Here is a 14,254-nt window from a genome sequence, read left to right as displayed (position 1 = left end):
GAAGCGGGTAATTTTCTTGCATCAATAATATCCATTTGGATATTATATAGAACTATAGGATCGCCGAGTTAATAATACCCAGTACCTCAGATATTTCTGCATAGCTCAATCCTTCCAAACGCAGGGTCAATGTCTGACGAAGCCCCAAAGGCAATTGTTGAACGGCACTAAGGAGACGTTCCGATTTACGTTCAGCGGCCAATTGCTCAGCGGGACCTGGGCAGGTGTCTTCCAGTTCCAGCAGTAGGTCCTCTCCACCATGCTGCGGTTTTCGCCTGCTAATCTCGGTCACACATCGATTATGAGTAATCCGATAGACAAACGTCTTGAGACTGGCATCCCCCCGAAAAGAAGGCAGGGCTCGCCAGAGTCCCAGCCAGATTTCCTGTAACAGGTCCTCGTGCTCGGCGCCCGAGCGTACATAACTTCGTGCCACCCGGGATACACCCTCGGCATATTCCGCTATCGCTTGTTGAAATAATTGATCCCGCAATTCCACCGGCCACTCCAGCATCTATAGTGAACTACTGTATCGGTGTGGGAAAAAACCTTACAAAATCTTTTTCAACACAACGGATTTAACTCAGGAATTCGATTTGCTGTGCCCCCCGCAGGGTTATTCCGAGATAGCTTAATAACCGTGGTATCAACGAAACTCCGAAAGCCGAAATCTTTAAAGGACATTCACATGAAAACCCTCTATACCGCAATCGCCACTGCTACGGGCGGTCGTGACGGACAAGCCAAATCTTCGGATGGCGCTCTGGATGTGCAGCTCAGTATTCCGAAAGAACTGGGCGGTGATGGCGGTAGCGGCACCAACCCAGAGCAATTATTTGCAGCAGGCTATTCGGCTTGCTTTATCGGTGCGATGAAATTTGTTGCCGATAAGGAAAAAGTGGCCACACCGACAGAGACCCGTGTGCGAGCTGAAGTAGGCATAGGTCCCAGTGGGAAAGGCTTTGGTTTGGAAGTGGATCTCTATATAGAGCTACCGGGAATGGACAAGGTGGTCGCCGAACGCGTGGCCTTAAGGGCGCACGAGGAAGTCTGCCCCTACTCTAATGCAACACGCGACAATGTTACCGTGAGACTGTATATCACAGTTTAGCTCAGTCGGTATGGCTGGCGCCCTAGCAGCCAGCCAACCCCTTCACCCCATATGCGCTGAGCGCGCAGCCCTATTGGCGATCTGAAAACCCAGCCGTGCGGCAGTGCGTGCGGCGTGGTCCTCAATATCGAAGTAGGGATTGAACTCGGCCATATCCGCAAGACACACCTTGTTTGAATCCAGAACCGTATCCAAAAGCTCTTCGAGCAGTGCCATTGAAACCCCCCGTCCAGAGGGCGCGCTGACGGCAGGCATCTCTGCCGCAGGCAAAACATCCAGGCAAACGGTCAGGTAAATAAAGTCCACTTTGTCGGCAAACTCCCGAATCTGTGTCTTCACCTTCTCCAGATTCCAACTATTGATTTCGCGATCGCGAATCACCTCGGCACCCAGCTCATCGGCGCGCAGATAGAGCGCCGGCGTATTGGCATTATCGGCGGCACCAACACAGAGATATTTAAACGGGCGGCCGTTGATCTGGCACTGCTCGGCGATTTGATAGAAGGGCGTTCCAGAGGAACCCTTAGGCGCGGGGATGCGCAGGTCCAAGTGGGCATCGAAGTTAATAATCCCCAATGTCTTTTCCCGATGTAACTCACGCATCCATCGCGCGATGCCCTGGTAGCTGCCATAGGCAATTTCGTGCCCACCGCCCAAGACGAAAGGGAAGTGCCCATGATCTAACAAATCATTAATACGTGCGCCGAGCAGGGCCTGGCCTGATTCAAGGTCCTCGCGATCGACACGCACGTTGCCAGCATCATAGAGAGGTAGGTCGAATGTGGCTGGCAAATTAGCCATGGCTAAGCGTAGGATACGGGGACCCTTGGCGGCGCCGATGCGCCCCTTGTTACGGCGCACCCCTTCATCGGAGGCAAAACCGAGGATGGCGATTCCCGGAGGGTTATCCAACTGCAGTGGGGAAATACGTTGGTGCCAGCGCTCTCCCGCACGGCCATCCTCAGTATCGGTGCGGCCACTCCACAGACGCATATCAGCCAGCTGTAACATCTTTACCTCCCAGGAAAATCTGTGCAGGTTTCAGTGCGCCGATTTCATAGGCCAGCTGGTCCGGGGTATCCATTGGCCACAACACCATATCCGCTCGCAGCCCCGGGCGCAGTACACCACGGGAACAGCAGAGACCCAGTGCACGAGCCGCGGCACGAGTTACTCCGGCGAGTGCTTCTGCGGGCGTTAGACCAAATAGATTACAGCCCATATTCATCATCAGTCGCAGAGAACCAATGGGACAACTACCGGGGTTCAGGTCGGTGGACAGAGCCATGCAAACCCCCGCCTCACGCAACTTTTTCACCGGCGGAGCCTGAGTCTCACGCAGCGTATAAAAGGCACCGGGCAGCAATACCGCCACGGTGCCACTCTCGGCCATGGCCAGCACATCGGCATCGCTGATGTACTCTATATGATCCACAGACAGGGCACTTGCCTTGGCCGCCATCGCGGTGGCGCCGGTACGCGCCAGCTGTTCGGCATGCACTTTCACCGGCAAATCCAGCTTCCTCGCGGCATCGATCACTCTCTGGCACTGCTCGACGGTAAACCCGATGGTCTCACAAAACATATCCACCGCATCCGCCAGTTGCTCTCGCGCCACCGCCGGCAATATCTGTTCACAAATCAAATCGATATATTCATCGGCGCGACCATCGTACTCCGGAGGCAGTGCGTGAGCCGCCAGGCAAGTGGTCACAATCTCTACCGGGTTGTGCTGTGCCAGACGGCGGGCAGTGCGCAATTGCTTGAGCTCCGTATCCAGGTCCAGGCCGTAACCGGATTTGATTTCGACGGTGGTAACCCCTTCTGACATCAACGCGCGCAGGCGCGGTTCGGATAGACGATACAGCTCCTCGGCGCTGGCATCGCGTGTGGCGCGCACGGTAGAAATAATGCCGCCACCGGCACGAGCCACTTCTTCATAGCTCTCGCCACCCAGGCGACGGGCAAACTCCCCGGCGCGGTGGCCTCCATAGACCAAATGGGTGTGGCAATCGATCAGCCCTGGCGTCAGCCATTGCCCCTCACCATCGATCACTTCATCTGGGGCGCAATCCGGCAACTCGCGGCGCGGTCCCAACCAGACAATCTTTCCACCGGTAACCGCCACAGCGGCATCTTCCACGGCTCCGTAACCACCAGCAATCGAGGGGTCCATGGTGGCGGCATTCACATTTGTAATCAGTAGGTCACAGCGTTCTGTCATAAGCTTCTAGCGGCGCGCTTTTCCTTTTTAACCATAGATGCCCGGCTCCACACCGAGCGAAATTCGGGGCAATTAGGATACAGACCCTCGCCCCGGCTTGACAGTCATCTTTCTGGCAACCATGATAAACTCTCCCCTTCTTGTATATACAACCATATACAAGATAAAACGGCATCTTATCTGAGCTTATGAATACTGCAAGCGAGCCGCGCTACGCGGCAATCAAACGCCATATCCGCCAACAAATCGAGAGTGGCACCTGGCCTGTGCATTTCCAGGTACCCTCGGAAAACCAGCTGGCGCAGGAATTTAACGTCAGCCGTATGACCGCCAGGCGCGCCCTCAGTGAACTGACCGATGAGCGAGTATTGATGCGCTCTCAGGGACTCGGCACTTTTGTCGCCGAGCCGGTGCCGGCCGGTTCGCTGCTGGAAGTGCGCAACATCGCCGACGAGATTTCCGCCCGCGGCCATAGCTACAGCAATCGAATCCTGCTGGCTCAACAGAGCATGGCCAATAACGAAGTGGCCAGTGCTCTGGAGGTGCCCGAACAGGCCAAAGTGTTCCACTCCATTATTGTGCACTGCGATAACGGCGTGCCGATTCAGTGGGAGGAGCGCTTCACCAATCCGGCCCTGGCCCCGGAATACCTACAGCAGGATTTCGCTCACACCACACCCAACGCCTATCTTTCCAAGGTCGCGCCACTGACAGAGGCGGATACGACGGTTGAAGCAATCGCTGCCGAGGCCTCCATCGCTTATGCCCTGGAAATCGCCACCGGCGACGCCTGCTTACAAGTCTGGCGCCGCACCAAGAGCAGCGCCGGTACGGTGAGCTTTGCGCGCCTGGTCCATCCCGGCAATCGCTATCGCCTGGGAGCGCAACTGAGATTCTAGTTTCTGATTTATCCCGTACGCCTCGACAAAGCTCGATAGCCAATAAATAGGGCGTGTGAATTTTTACCAAATATTTTGTGAGGAAATTATGTCCGCTGATAAACGCCACGATCTCAGCCGCAAAATTCGTGCCCCCCGAGGTACAAAGCTCAATGCGAAAAGCTGGCTTACCGAAGCACCACTGCGCATGCTGATGAACAATCTGGATCCTGAAGTGGCGGAGCGCCCCGAAGATCTGGTTGTTTACGGTGGTATCGGCCGCGCTGCGAGAGATTGGGAATGCTTCGATAAAATTGTCGATGTACTCAAGCGACTGGAAGACGACGAAACTCTATTGGTCCAGTCCGGTAAGCCCGTAGGCGTATTTAAAACCCACACCGACGCGCCGCGTGTTTTAATCGCCAACTCCAATCTGGTACCCCACTGGGCCAGCTGGGAGCACTTTAACGAGCTGGATAAAAAAGGCCTGGCCATGTACGGCCAGATGACCGCTGGCTCCTGGATTTATATCGGCTCTCAAGGCATCGTGCAGGGCACCTATGAAACCTTTGCCGCAGTGGCACGCAAACATTTTAACGGTGAAGCGAAAGGCAAATGGATTTTGACTGGCGGCCTCGGCGGCATGGGTGGTGCGCAGCCACTGGCAGCCACCATGGCTGGATTCAGCATGATCGCGGTGGAGTGTGACGAAACCCGTATCGATTTCCGTCTGCGCACCGGTTATGTAGATAAAAAAGCGACCAGTCTCGACGAAGCGCTGCAAATGATTGAAGAAGCTACGGAAAAAGGCAACGCGATTTCCGTAGGCCTACTGGGCAACGCCGCCGATATTTTTCCGGAAATTGTCCAACGCAATATCCTGCCAGATGTCGTAACCGACCAAACTTCCGCGCACGATCCTCTAAATGGCTATCTGCCCCAGGGCTGGACCATGGAATACGCGGCACAAATGCGCAAAAAGGATGAGGCGACCGTAGTACAAGCAGCCAAACAATCTATGGCTATTCAAGTAGAAGCCATGCTTGAACTGCAAAAACGCGGTGCGGCTACTCTCGACTACGGCAATAATATTCGCCAGATGGCCCTCGAAGAGGGGGTGGAAAATGCCTTTGATTTCCCCGGTTTTGTACCCGCTTATATTCGCCCACTGTTCTGCGAGGGTGTGGGGCCTTTCCGCTGGGCGGCTCTATCCGGCAACCCGGAAGATATTTACAAAACCGACGCCAAAGTTAAAGAACTGATCCCCGACAACCCACAGCTGCACAACTGGCTGGATATGGCTCGCGAACGCATTCACTTCCAGGGGCTGCCCGCGCGCATCTGCTGGGTCGGCCTAAAAGATCGCGCACGTCTGGCTCTGGCCTTTAACGAGATGGTTGCCAGCGGCGAGTTGGAAGCGCCTGTCGTTATCGGTCGCGATCATCTCGATAGCGGCTCTGTAGCCAGCCCCAACCGCGAAACTGAGTCCATGATGGACGGCTCCGACGCCGTCTCCGACTGGCCATTGCTCAACGCCTTGCTGAACACCGCTTCCGGTGCCACCTGGGTATCCTTGCACCACGGTGGTGGCGTGGGAATGGGTTTCTCCCAACACTCTGGTGTAGTCATTGTGTGTGACGGCAGCGACGCGGCACGCAAACGTATCGAGCGCGTCCTCTGGAATGACCCCGCCACAGGCGTTATGCGCCATGCCGACGCCGGTTATGAAATCGCGAAAGACTGTGCAAAAGCGCAGGGCCTGGACCTGCCCATGCTGAAAGACTGATTTTTTACCGCAATAAAAATAACGTCGGCGAAATTGATACGCGGCCCGGTAAATGCATATCGGGCTGTGCTCAAGCTGGCGTGAAGGCAGTAAATATTTTTTGGTGAAATAATTTATGTATCAATTAGAAATAAATCCCGGCCAACTGAGCCTGGCACAACTGCGCCGCATTGCCCGCGAATCCGTTCAGCTATCCCTGGCAAAAAGTGCCTACTCCGCTATCGAAGCCTCCGCTCATACCGTAGCCCAGGTCATTACTGAAGGCCGTACGGTTTACGGTATTAATACCGGGTTTGGTTTATTGGCCAATACCCGTATCGAAAAGCACGATCTGGAAAATCTGCAGCGCTCTATTGTTTTGAGCCATGCCGCCGGTACTGGCAACTTTATGAGTGAAGCCACCGTGCGCCTGTTAATGGTGTTAAAAATCAACTCCCTCGCCCGCGGCTTTTCTGGCGTGCGTCCGCAAGTGATCGAGGCATTGATGCAGCTGGTGAATGCCGGTGTTTATCCTGCAATTCCCGAGAAAGGCTCCGTGGGTGCTTCTGGCGATCTTGCTCCGTTAGCGCATATGAGTGTGGTTTTGCTCGGCGAAGGTGAAGTCTTTATCAAGGGCGAGCGCAAAAGCGCCCATGAAGGTCTTAAAGCCGCGGGCCTGGAACCCATTACCCTGGCGCCTAAAGAGGGCTTGGCGCTTCTGAACGGCACCCAGGCATCGACCGCCTTTGCCCTACTGGGCCTACTCGCCAGCGAAGATCTGTTTGCCGGTGCCCTAGTAACAGGGGCCATGACACTGGAGGCCGCCAAAGGCTCGCGCCGCCCCTTCGACGATCGTATTCACAACGCTCGCGGCCAACAGGCGCAGCGCGACGTGGCTACCATCTATCGGGATCTGCTTGAAGAAAACAGCCAGATTGGCGACTCCCACGAATTTTGCGAAAAAGTGCAGGACCCCTACTCCCTGCGCTGCCAGCCCCAAGTAATGGGGGCCTGTCTACAGCAAATGCGCTTTGCCGCCGAGGTATTACTGGCCGAAGCCAATGGCGTTTCCGACAATCCCTTGGTATTTACCGATACGGAAAATCCGGAAAACTCTGACATTATTTCCGGCGGTAACTTTCACGCGGAGCCGGTGGCCATGGTTGCCGACAACCTGGCACTGGCACTGGCAGAAATTGGTTCACTGTCCGAACGGCGTATGGCGCTGTTGATCGACACCAACCTATCCGGCCTGCCGCCGTTTCTTGTGCAGAACGGTGGGGTCAATTCCGGTTTTATGATCGCCCAGGTTACCTCTGCGGCGCTCGCCAGCGAGAATAAATCCATCGCACATCCCGCCTGTGTGGATTCTCTACCCACCTCCGCCAACCAGGAAGACCACGTCTCTATGGCCACGTTCGCCGGTCGCCGCCTGCGGGATATGGCCGACAATACCTGTGGCATTCTCGCGGTGGAATTACTTGCCGCCTGTCAGGGACTGGATTTCCGTGCACCATTAAAGTCCACCAAAAAACTGGAAGCTGCCAAGGCAAAACTGCGTGAACGCGTGTCTTTCTACGACAAGGACCGCTATTTTGCCCCGGATATTGAAGAAGCGAAACAGCTCCTCAGTAGCGGTGCCTACCTGGAATCTATTGACTCTGCACTCCTGCCCAGCAGCATTTAAATAGCAGGAAACCCCAAATCCCATTTACAGGGGGTCAACAGAGTACCGGGGATCAAAAACCCGGTATTCTGTTCTTTTTGGTCCGGCCAACCGATCGACCCTAGAATGACAATCTGCCCACCAATACCTCTCTCGGACAAATTTTCCTTACCACACCCCATCGAATTACTAGCAGCCACTCAAACTCCTGCTACTAGAACATTTATTTTTTATTGTGATGAAATTTGCGACAAAAGTGCTAGGCTGATTATTAGACGTTTTACCCACCAATAGGTGTGGAGGTCTAGATGAAACCGCTGTCGCTACGGCTGCTTCGCCACTCTGGCTACGCACTGGCAATTGCCGCAGGGTTCTCCCTATCGGCGTGTACAGGAACAGGCTATCCCTGTGGCAGTAATGATTGCTCAGCCAGTTATTACGGATATAGCCCTTATTACAGCAAGACATATTACAACCTGCGTGGCCGCTACGCCCACTGCCACCCCGACGGGGTTTGCCACAACATGCAGCATTGTAACTTTTATTGGGATGGTAATTTTTACCGCCTGAGGCCACCTGCGGTAGTGAATAGAAATTACCAGGTGATTGACCCGCCCGATCCGCCCTATCAGGCCAGACCCTACTGAATTTGATTTTTTCTGTGCGCCCGCTTGGCGCACAGAAGGGGCTTGGCCCCTGCCGGGCCTCTCCGGGGGGACATTCCACTTACCGGAGACTGCGCTATGAATAGAGCTGTTAAGACGGCCTTTATTGCCGTCACGGTTTGCACGGCCCTAGCCTTGGGCGCCTGTGCGACCGATGGTTACTATAACGGTGGCTACTACAGAGGGGGGGGAGTAGCCTACACATCCTCTTTTGTTTATCCCTATGCGACCCCAAACTACTACCCTTCAAGTAATATCTACGTCTCCTACCGAACACCGGTTTACCAGTATTACCGGGCAACCCCGCGCTACGGCTACTCCTATGGAGGTGCCTATTCTTACTACCGCGCCCCCGGCTACCGCGGTAATCCCCGCTACCGGGCTCGGTACTATTACCGCGGGCTGCCCTATTACAACCGCTTCTACTCTCCCCGCTCAACGCACCTGCGCTATCGCGCCCACCATCGTGGCTATCGCGGCGGTCATCGCGGATATCGCAGTCACCGCGGTTACAGATCACATCGCGGCTACCATCGTGCTCGCGGAGGGAGCCACCACAGAAGACGCTAGCGCTTAGCTGCTAATAACAATTTACCCCCACCGTTGTCGCCCGATGCCGGTGGGGGTTATCAATTAAAAATGGTTGGTAGCGCACAGCCGTAGAGTTTTATGTAGTAGCGAAAGACTTTTCCCCAAGACAAATAAACCCTTTTTCAAAACAAGTTTTCCTTTTAGGGGCGCCCATTTTCACAAAATGGCGCTTATTTCCTCACTTTGACAGCCATTCCCTCTACCCTGAGGTAAGACAGTCGCCAAATTCTCTCAACTCGTGAGGCAATTCCAGTGCAGAAAGTCCTGCCATTGCTGCTTACTCTGGTGCTGACAGCAAGTTTTACCGCTTGCTCGACAAACGCGTCACAAAGAAGTCCAAAATCTTTGACGCTGGACGGAAAAAAATTTCACTGTGTGGAACAGGAACTGGAAACCAAGACACTGGTACGCTGTGTGCGCTCGGGTTAAAAAGTAATATTTATTCGAAAATATATTTTTATCCACAGTTATTAATGCGGTATGGACAATCGTCCCTGCAAAGTAAAAGAAGCCTAAAAACCATTAGTCGACCCTCACCACACGCAAGGTATCGGTTTGCCCTCCCGCATCTTGTCGATAACCACGGGAGACCAGAACAAATTCGCCCGATTTTAACAGATTGCGCTGCTTGAGATGGTTGATTGCCTTCTGATCTCGGGAGGGACCATCAATACCCGCCACTGCCATTAAAACCGGATCAACACCGCGATAGAGAGCGACCCGGTTACAGATCCGGCGATGTCGACAAAAAGCGTAAATGGGAATTACGGCACGCACCCGCGACATCAGCAGGGCGGTATTACCGGTCTCTGTCTGACAAATAATGGCTTTGATATCGCGGCAGTGATTGGCAATGGTAATTGCGGCCACAGCGATACAGGCATCACCGGCCGGATAATCGCCACGTAAAACATCGGAAGGCCTTTGCGTCGCCCGATGTTTTTCCGCCCCCATAATCACCTCGGCCATATGCCGAACGGTCTCTACCGGATACTGGCCGCTAGCGGTCTCCGCTGACAGCATCACCGCATCGGTGCCATCCAGCACCGCATTGGCGACATCACACACCTCTGCACGTGTGGGCACCGGACTAGAAATCATCGACTCCATCATCTGGGTTGCAGTGATCACCGTGCGATTCAAATAGCGGGCAAATCGAATCAAGTGTTTTTGCACCCCCATCAATTCGGCATCACCAATTTCCACCGCCAGATCCCCCCGCGCCACCATGATGACATCGCTCGCCAGAATCAGCGCCTGCAAATGCTCATCACTGGCAATCGCCTCGGCTCGCTCAATCTTGGCGACAATTTGACTACTCCCTCCCGCCTGCTGCAAAAGCTCCCGCGCCCGATGAATATCCCGCGCATCTCGGGGAAAGGATACCGCCAGATAATCCAGTTGCAGGTCGGCGGCAACCTGAATATCACAGAGATCCTTATCGGTTAGAGCGGGAGCGGTGAGTCCGCCGCCACGCTTATTGATTCCTTTTCGATTCGATAACCAGCCGCCGTCTCGCACCTCCGTGATAACGGCACTGCCCTCAATTTTTTTGATGCACAGACTGAGGCGCCCATCGTCCAGCAGCAGGCTGTCGCCGGGACAACAATCACTGGCCAGACTAGGGTAATCCACTGATACCCCGGTACTGTTACCGCCCTCCCTCGACCAGGAGGGGTCCAAGATAAACTCGCTACCGCTATCCAGGTGCACACCACCCGTGGAAAAGTCTCCCACCCGGATTTTAGGCCCCTGCAGATCCCCCAATATGGCGACGTGACATCCCTGACGGGCACTCTCCACACGCACCTGCTCGGCGCGGCGGCGGTGCTCTTCGATTTCGCCATGGGAGAAATTCAGCCGCACAATGTTGACGCCCGCCGCGATCAACTGACGCAGAATATTCCCCTCATCAGTCGCGGGACCGAGAGTGGCGACAATTTTTGTTCGTCGAATCATGCCGGACCTAACCTTGCTCTGCTGCCTGCGTAGCGCGCCCTGCCTCAGGGGAAGCATAGCTTGTCATGCCTACCGTCTCTTTATAGAGGGCAGCGACTAAGCTTTGCCTAGACCGGGCTGGAGGTATGTTGATCGACCCGCTCGAGATTGTAGATGCCGGGATTTGGGAGTAACTCACCGATGAGCAGGTTGGTGCAACTGTGGCTACTGGGGGCCCTTCTGGTGATTGGCGGGTGCCTGACAAACAGTGCGGAGGAGGCCAGGGTAGTACAGAGCGCAGGGACGGCAAGTACGGTGTGCAATAAGAAATGGCAATTGGTGCGCCTGCGTATAAATGGTGGCGCCATCCCGATCCAAAAGCCCGCAGACTTTACCTTCGTATGTAATCTCGATGGCAATGTAATGGGGCGCAGTGGTATCAACACCTATCGCGGCGAACTACAAGTGACGGATAATGGCCTAATGCTGTGGGACAGCTCCAGTTTCGCCTCTACTAAAATGAGCGGTCCCGAGCCCCTAATGCAACAGGAATACACTTACCTGCGCGCACTGGGCGATACCCGCCAGGCATTTACCAAGTCCCGCGGCAAGCGCCTTATCCTGCGCGACGCCTCTGGCGATATTTATATTGAATATGTCAGGGCAGGACCTTGAACACCACCACAGACCACTGATAGCTTTTACGATTAAATGTCGCAAAAACAATGAGAACGACATCATGCCGCGATCTCACCTACGCTTGCCGCTTGTGGTCCCCACTGTATTCGCCCTGTTTTTTTCAGGGTGCATGTCATTCCATGAGCCCTACCAGCAGCCCCCCAGACAATCCGCGTGGTCCGCCTGTGAGCACGACTGGATACTATCCGACCTGCAAGATGGCGAGGACACCTACGAGTACACGCTAATGTGGAAGAAGTTCTGGCGCGAGCGCCCCTTCTTTACCTGCGATCGATTCGGTTACGTGCGCGGTAATGGCGGGATCAATCCATATCTGGGGCGGTTTTCCCTGGAAAATAGCGGGGAGTTGTCCTGGCCCAGAACACCGGAGATCTCCAGAGTGGGTAGCAGTCGCCCCAGTGACGAACTCGAAGCCAATTACCTGAGAGCTCTGCGCAAAGCCCGCTATCTGGAGGTGGTGGGCAATAAGTTGATTCTAAGCAGCAATGACAGGGGTACGCGACTGGAATTCGACCGAGTCGACGAGATTATGCGCTGACGCAACCCGCTCACTCCCCCTCAAAGTAGCGCCCATAAAAAAGGCGACCCAGCGGGTCGCCAATATGACAATCAAGAAGAATCAAAAAAATGAGTCAGATGCGCATTCGCTTAGGAAAGCCACGGCGCGCATCATAGTTTTTACAGATGACAAAAAAATGACAAAGCGGTTATTAAAAGCGCCGCTGATGTCGCTCCAGGTTTTCCAGGCGTTTGCGCTCACTCTTGCGCAGCAACACGTAAGTAGCCCCCATACCACCGTGCTGTTTTTGTGCACTGTGGAATGCCAGTACCGCATCCAACTGCGGCAACCAATGCTTAATACAGCTCTTCAACAGTGCAGGCTGCTTGCGCCCCTCCCCCTTGCCATGAGTAATCAGAGCACAGCGCACATCCGCCTCGACACAGTCGCGCACAAACTCGACAACGGCGCTGCGCGCCATTTCCACCGAGTGGCGGTGCAGGTCGAGGCGCGCATCGATTTTATATTTCCCCAGGCGCAGGTTGCGGTAGACGCCATTCTGCACCCCGTCGCGCTTAAACTCGATGGGGTCCCAAGGCGCTACCAATTCGATATATTCGCCAGAGAGGGGATTCATATCACGCGCGGTGCACCGGGTTGCAGCGGCGCGGCGCTCGCGCACCATCCGCTCAGAGGGCTCATCGGCCTTGCGCAGCGTCACCCGGCGCTCTTGCACCAGCGGCTTGACGTCCCCCAACTCTCCGAGGGCGTCTTTAAACAACTTGCTGTCGCTGCTCATTAAATCTTCCCCCGCCAGCGTCAGTCCAAAAATAGATCCTTAGTTAAGTCCCCCGCATTATCGGGGTTATGGGCATAGTCGGTAAAATCCTTCACACCGCGCTCGACGAGTATCTCTTCATCAATCAGCTGGCGTCCACTCAGTACGGCACCCTTGGTCACCAGCACTTCATAGGCCGCATCCGCCATGATCGCCGGCTTGCGGCTCTGCTCAAACATCTCGCGATTACCCACCGCGAACTCAATGGCGGCTGTGGCCACCAGGGTACGCGGCCACAGAGTATTAACGGCAATCCCCGCATCGCGCAACTCCTCTGCTAATCCCAGGCTCAAGATGGTCATGCCGAACTTGGACAGGGCGTAGGGTGCGAAGGGCCCCAACCACTTCGGCTGCAGGTTGAGCGGAGGGCACAAACTGAGGATGTGCGCATTGCTCGATTGCTTTAGATAGGGCATCGCCAAGTGCGCAGTCAGATACACTGCGCGGCTGTTGATGTTCTGCATCAGGTCGTAGCGCTTGGGCGGAGTGGACTCCACGCTGGTCAGGTTAATGGCGCCGGCGTTGTTGATCACCGCATCGATACCGCCGAACTGGTCGGCAGCCAGTGCCATCGCTTCCTGTACACGCTGCTCATCGCGTACGTCAACCTGAAGCGCCAGGGCCTTGCCTCCGGCATTCTCCACTTCCTGCGCCACCGAAAAGATGGTGCCGGGCAGCTTTGGGTGGGGTTCTGCGGACTTGGCGGCGATCACAATATTGGCGCCATCGGCGGCACACTTGAGCGCTATGGCGCGGCCAATACCGCGGCTGGCACCGGTGATAAAGAGGGTCTTGTCCTTAAGCGCCCCTGTGTTTTCCGTCAGGGTTACAAACTCTTCACTCATTTTCTTCAGCCTCCGGGGCAGTCACTACCGGACTGTAAATTTCCTTGAAGATCGCCGGCATGCGCTTCGGCCTACCACTGGACAGCTCGATGCACACCAACCGCCACTGGGCCCGCAGTACCAATGCCCCATCGGCGGCGCGAAAGACTTGAAAGCAGCGGGACATGTTCAGGCGCCCGTCCACCTGCGTGAGCCAGGTGCCAAATACCAATTCATCCCCCTCTCTCGCCGCCAGTATATAGTCATACTGCCCGTGACGAATGGCCATTCCCCGGTCGAGTTCCTGGTAATTCGTGACATCTAATCCCAGTTCAGTGCTGTGCGCCCAGGCGGTGGCCTCGCACCAGCGTACATATTCGGCATTATTGGCATGGTGCAGACCATCTACATGCTGAGCGCGCACCACCACCTTGTGGATAAAAGGATTGGGTAAATCCCATTGCATAGGCAAGCCCTGGCTAGATTCAAGAAACGGTGAAAACAGGGTTCCACGTATTTGCTTAGAATGCGCAAATAACAGGTATAAAAAAAGGCC

At 55.0% G+C, this 14,254-nt stretch carries 15 protein-coding genes; 8 read left to right on the top strand and 7 right to left on the bottom strand.

Translation table 11 applies throughout. The features are described from left to right. Window positions 1-52: 52 nt before the first annotated feature. On the bottom strand, window positions 53-499 hold the full coding sequence (locus Q1A69_RS17180) for a sigma-70 family RNA polymerase sigma factor (RefSeq protein WP_299588147.1): 447 nt from the start codon (window positions 497-499) through the stop codon (window positions 53-55). Between the two features lie 189 nt (window positions 500-688). Here Q1A69_RS17180 and Q1A69_RS17175 point away from each other — a divergent pair, with 189 nt between their 5' ends. Next, complete coding sequence (locus Q1A69_RS17175) at window positions 689-1,111, top strand: organic hydroperoxide resistance protein (protein ID WP_299588143.1); 423 nt, start codon at window positions 689-691, stop codon at window positions 1,109-1,111. 42 nt (window positions 1,112-1,153) lie between these two features. Here the strand turns inward: Q1A69_RS17175 and hutG are convergent, their stop codons facing one another. Beyond that, entirely contained in the window at window positions 1,154-2,122 is a 969-nt protein-coding gene (gene hutG, locus Q1A69_RS17170; RefSeq protein ID WP_299588141.1) for a formimidoylglutamase, read from the bottom strand. Beyond that, on the bottom strand, window positions 2,106-3,335 hold the full coding sequence (hutI, locus tag Q1A69_RS17165) for an imidazolonepropionase (protein WP_299588137.1): 1,230 nt from the start codon (window positions 3,333-3,335) through the stop codon (window positions 2,106-2,108). The genes hutG and hutI overlap by 17 nt, the downstream gene beginning before the upstream one ends. A gap of 188 nt (window positions 3,336-3,523) precedes the next feature. Between hutI and hutC the strand changes: the two genes are divergently transcribed. The 5 genes from hutC (at window position 3,524) to Q1A69_RS17140 (ending at window position 8,879) form a co-directional block, all read left to right on the top strand. After that, entirely contained in the window at window positions 3,524-4,234 is a 711-nt protein-coding gene (gene hutC / locus Q1A69_RS17160) for a histidine utilization repressor (RefSeq protein WP_299588135.1), read from the top strand. A gap of 88 nt (window positions 4,235-4,322) precedes the next feature. Beyond that, entirely contained in the window at window positions 4,323-5,999 is a 1,677-nt protein-coding gene (gene hutU, locus Q1A69_RS17155; RefSeq protein ID WP_299588132.1) for a urocanate hydratase, read from the top strand. 115 nt (window positions 6,000-6,114) lie between these two features. Then, window positions 6,115-7,665 carry a histidine ammonia-lyase gene (gene hutH / locus Q1A69_RS17150; protein WP_299588130.1) on the top strand — a complete coding sequence of 517 codons (1,551 nt, stop codon included), beginning with the start codon at window positions 6,115-6,117 and terminating at the stop codon, window positions 7,663-7,665. A 287-nt stretch (window positions 7,666-7,952) separates the two neighbouring features. Beyond that, a complete protein-coding gene (locus Q1A69_RS17145; RefSeq protein WP_299588126.1) occupies window positions 7,953-8,291 on the top strand; it encodes a hypothetical protein in 339 nt (112 codons plus the stop codon). Between the two features lie 96 nt (window positions 8,292-8,387). Then, window positions 8,388-8,879, top strand: coding sequence for a hypothetical protein (locus tag Q1A69_RS17140; protein ID WP_299588123.1), 492 nt, complete (start codon window positions 8,388-8,390; stop codon window positions 8,877-8,879). 543 nt (window positions 8,880-9,422) lie between these two features. Here the strand turns inward: Q1A69_RS17140 and pyk are convergent. After that, window positions 9,423-10,859 (bottom strand): pyruvate kinase, encoded by a 1,437-nt coding sequence (pyk, locus tag Q1A69_RS17135; RefSeq protein WP_299588120.1) that lies wholly within the window; start codon window positions 10,857-10,859, stop codon window positions 9,423-9,425. A 180-nt stretch (window positions 10,860-11,039) separates the two neighbouring features. On the opposite strand from pyk, the gene Q1A69_RS17130 reads away from it, so the two are divergent. Then, complete coding sequence (locus Q1A69_RS17130; RefSeq protein ID WP_299588118.1) at window positions 11,040-11,513, top strand: META domain-containing protein; 474 nt, start codon at window positions 11,040-11,042, stop codon at window positions 11,511-11,513. Window positions 11,514-11,577: 64 nt separating this feature from the next. Beyond that, a complete protein-coding gene (locus Q1A69_RS17125; protein ID WP_299588115.1) occupies window positions 11,578-12,075 on the top strand; it encodes an META domain-containing protein in 498 nt (165 codons plus the stop codon). Window positions 12,076-12,247: 172 nt separating this feature from the next. Here Q1A69_RS17125 and smrA read toward each other — a convergent pair whose 3' ends face one another. From smrA to Q1A69_RS17110, 3 genes are read right to left on the bottom strand one after another with little or no spacing between them, the layout of a single operon-like run. Beyond that, window positions 12,248-12,835, bottom strand: coding sequence for a DNA endonuclease SmrA (smrA, locus tag Q1A69_RS17120; RefSeq protein WP_299588113.1), 588 nt, complete (start codon window positions 12,833-12,835; stop codon window positions 12,248-12,250). A 20-nt stretch (window positions 12,836-12,855) separates the two neighbouring features. Further along, window positions 12,856-13,719 (bottom strand): NAD(P)-dependent oxidoreductase, encoded by an 864-nt coding sequence (locus tag Q1A69_RS17115; RefSeq protein WP_299588110.1) that lies wholly within the window; start codon window positions 13,717-13,719, stop codon window positions 12,856-12,858. Continuing rightward, complete coding sequence (locus tag Q1A69_RS17110; RefSeq protein ID WP_299588108.1) at window positions 13,712-14,164, bottom strand: thioesterase family protein; 453 nt, start codon at window positions 14,162-14,164, stop codon at window positions 13,712-13,714. The genes Q1A69_RS17115 and Q1A69_RS17110 overlap by 8 nt, the downstream gene beginning before the upstream one ends. Between the last annotated feature and the right edge of the window lie 90 nt (window positions 14,165-14,254).

The sequence above is a fragment of the uncultured Microbulbifer sp. genome (genome assembly GCF_947498635.1).
Classification (GTDB): domain Bacteria; phylum Pseudomonadota; class Gammaproteobacteria; order Pseudomonadales; family Cellvibrionaceae; genus Microbulbifer; species Microbulbifer echini.
Note: the sequence above shows the minus strand (reverse complement) of the source record. Positions and strands in the feature narration are given on the sequence as shown.

Coding starts and splice junctions, on each gene's coding strand:
- Q1A69_RS17175 (WP_299588143.1), top strand. CDS start 689: ATGAAAACCCTCTATACCGCAATCGCCACTGCTACGGGCGGTCGTGAC.
- hutG (WP_299588141.1), bottom strand. CDS start 2,122: ATGTTACAGCTGGCTGATATGCGTCTGTGGAGTGGCCGCACCGATACT.
- hutI (WP_299588137.1), bottom strand. CDS start 3,335: ATGACAGAACGCTGTGACCTACTGATTACAAATGTGAATGCCGCCACC.
- hutC (WP_299588135.1), top strand. CDS start 3,524: ATGAATACTGCAAGCGAGCCGCGCTACGCGGCAATCAAACGCCATATC.
- hutU (WP_299588132.1), top strand. CDS start 4,323: ATGTCCGCTGATAAACGCCACGATCTCAGCCGCAAAATTCGTGCCCCC.
- hutH (WP_299588130.1), top strand. CDS start 6,115: ATGTATCAATTAGAAATAAATCCCGGCCAACTGAGCCTGGCACAACTG.
- Q1A69_RS17145 (WP_299588126.1), top strand. CDS start 7,953: ATGAAACCGCTGTCGCTACGGCTGCTTCGCCACTCTGGCTACGCACTG.
- Q1A69_RS17140 (WP_299588123.1), top strand. CDS start 8,388: ATGAATAGAGCTGTTAAGACGGCCTTTATTGCCGTCACGGTTTGCACG.
- pyk (WP_299588120.1), bottom strand. CDS start 10,859: ATGATTCGACGAACAAAAATTGTCGCCACTCTCGGTCCCGCGACTGAT.
- Q1A69_RS17130 (WP_299588118.1), top strand. CDS start 11,040: ATGAGCAGGTTGGTGCAACTGTGGCTACTGGGGGCCCTTCTGGTGATT.
- Q1A69_RS17125 (WP_299588115.1), top strand. CDS start 11,578: ATGCCGCGATCTCACCTACGCTTGCCGCTTGTGGTCCCCACTGTATTC.
- smrA (WP_299588113.1), bottom strand. CDS start 12,835: ATGAGCAGCGACAGCAAGTTGTTTAAAGACGCCCTCGGAGAGTTGGGG.
- Q1A69_RS17115 (WP_299588110.1), bottom strand. CDS start 13,719: ATGAGTGAAGAGTTTGTAACCCTGACGGAAAACACAGGGGCGCTTAAG.
- Q1A69_RS17110 (WP_299588108.1), bottom strand. CDS start 14,164: ATGCAATGGGATTTACCCAATCCTTTTATCCACAAGGTGGTGGTGCGC.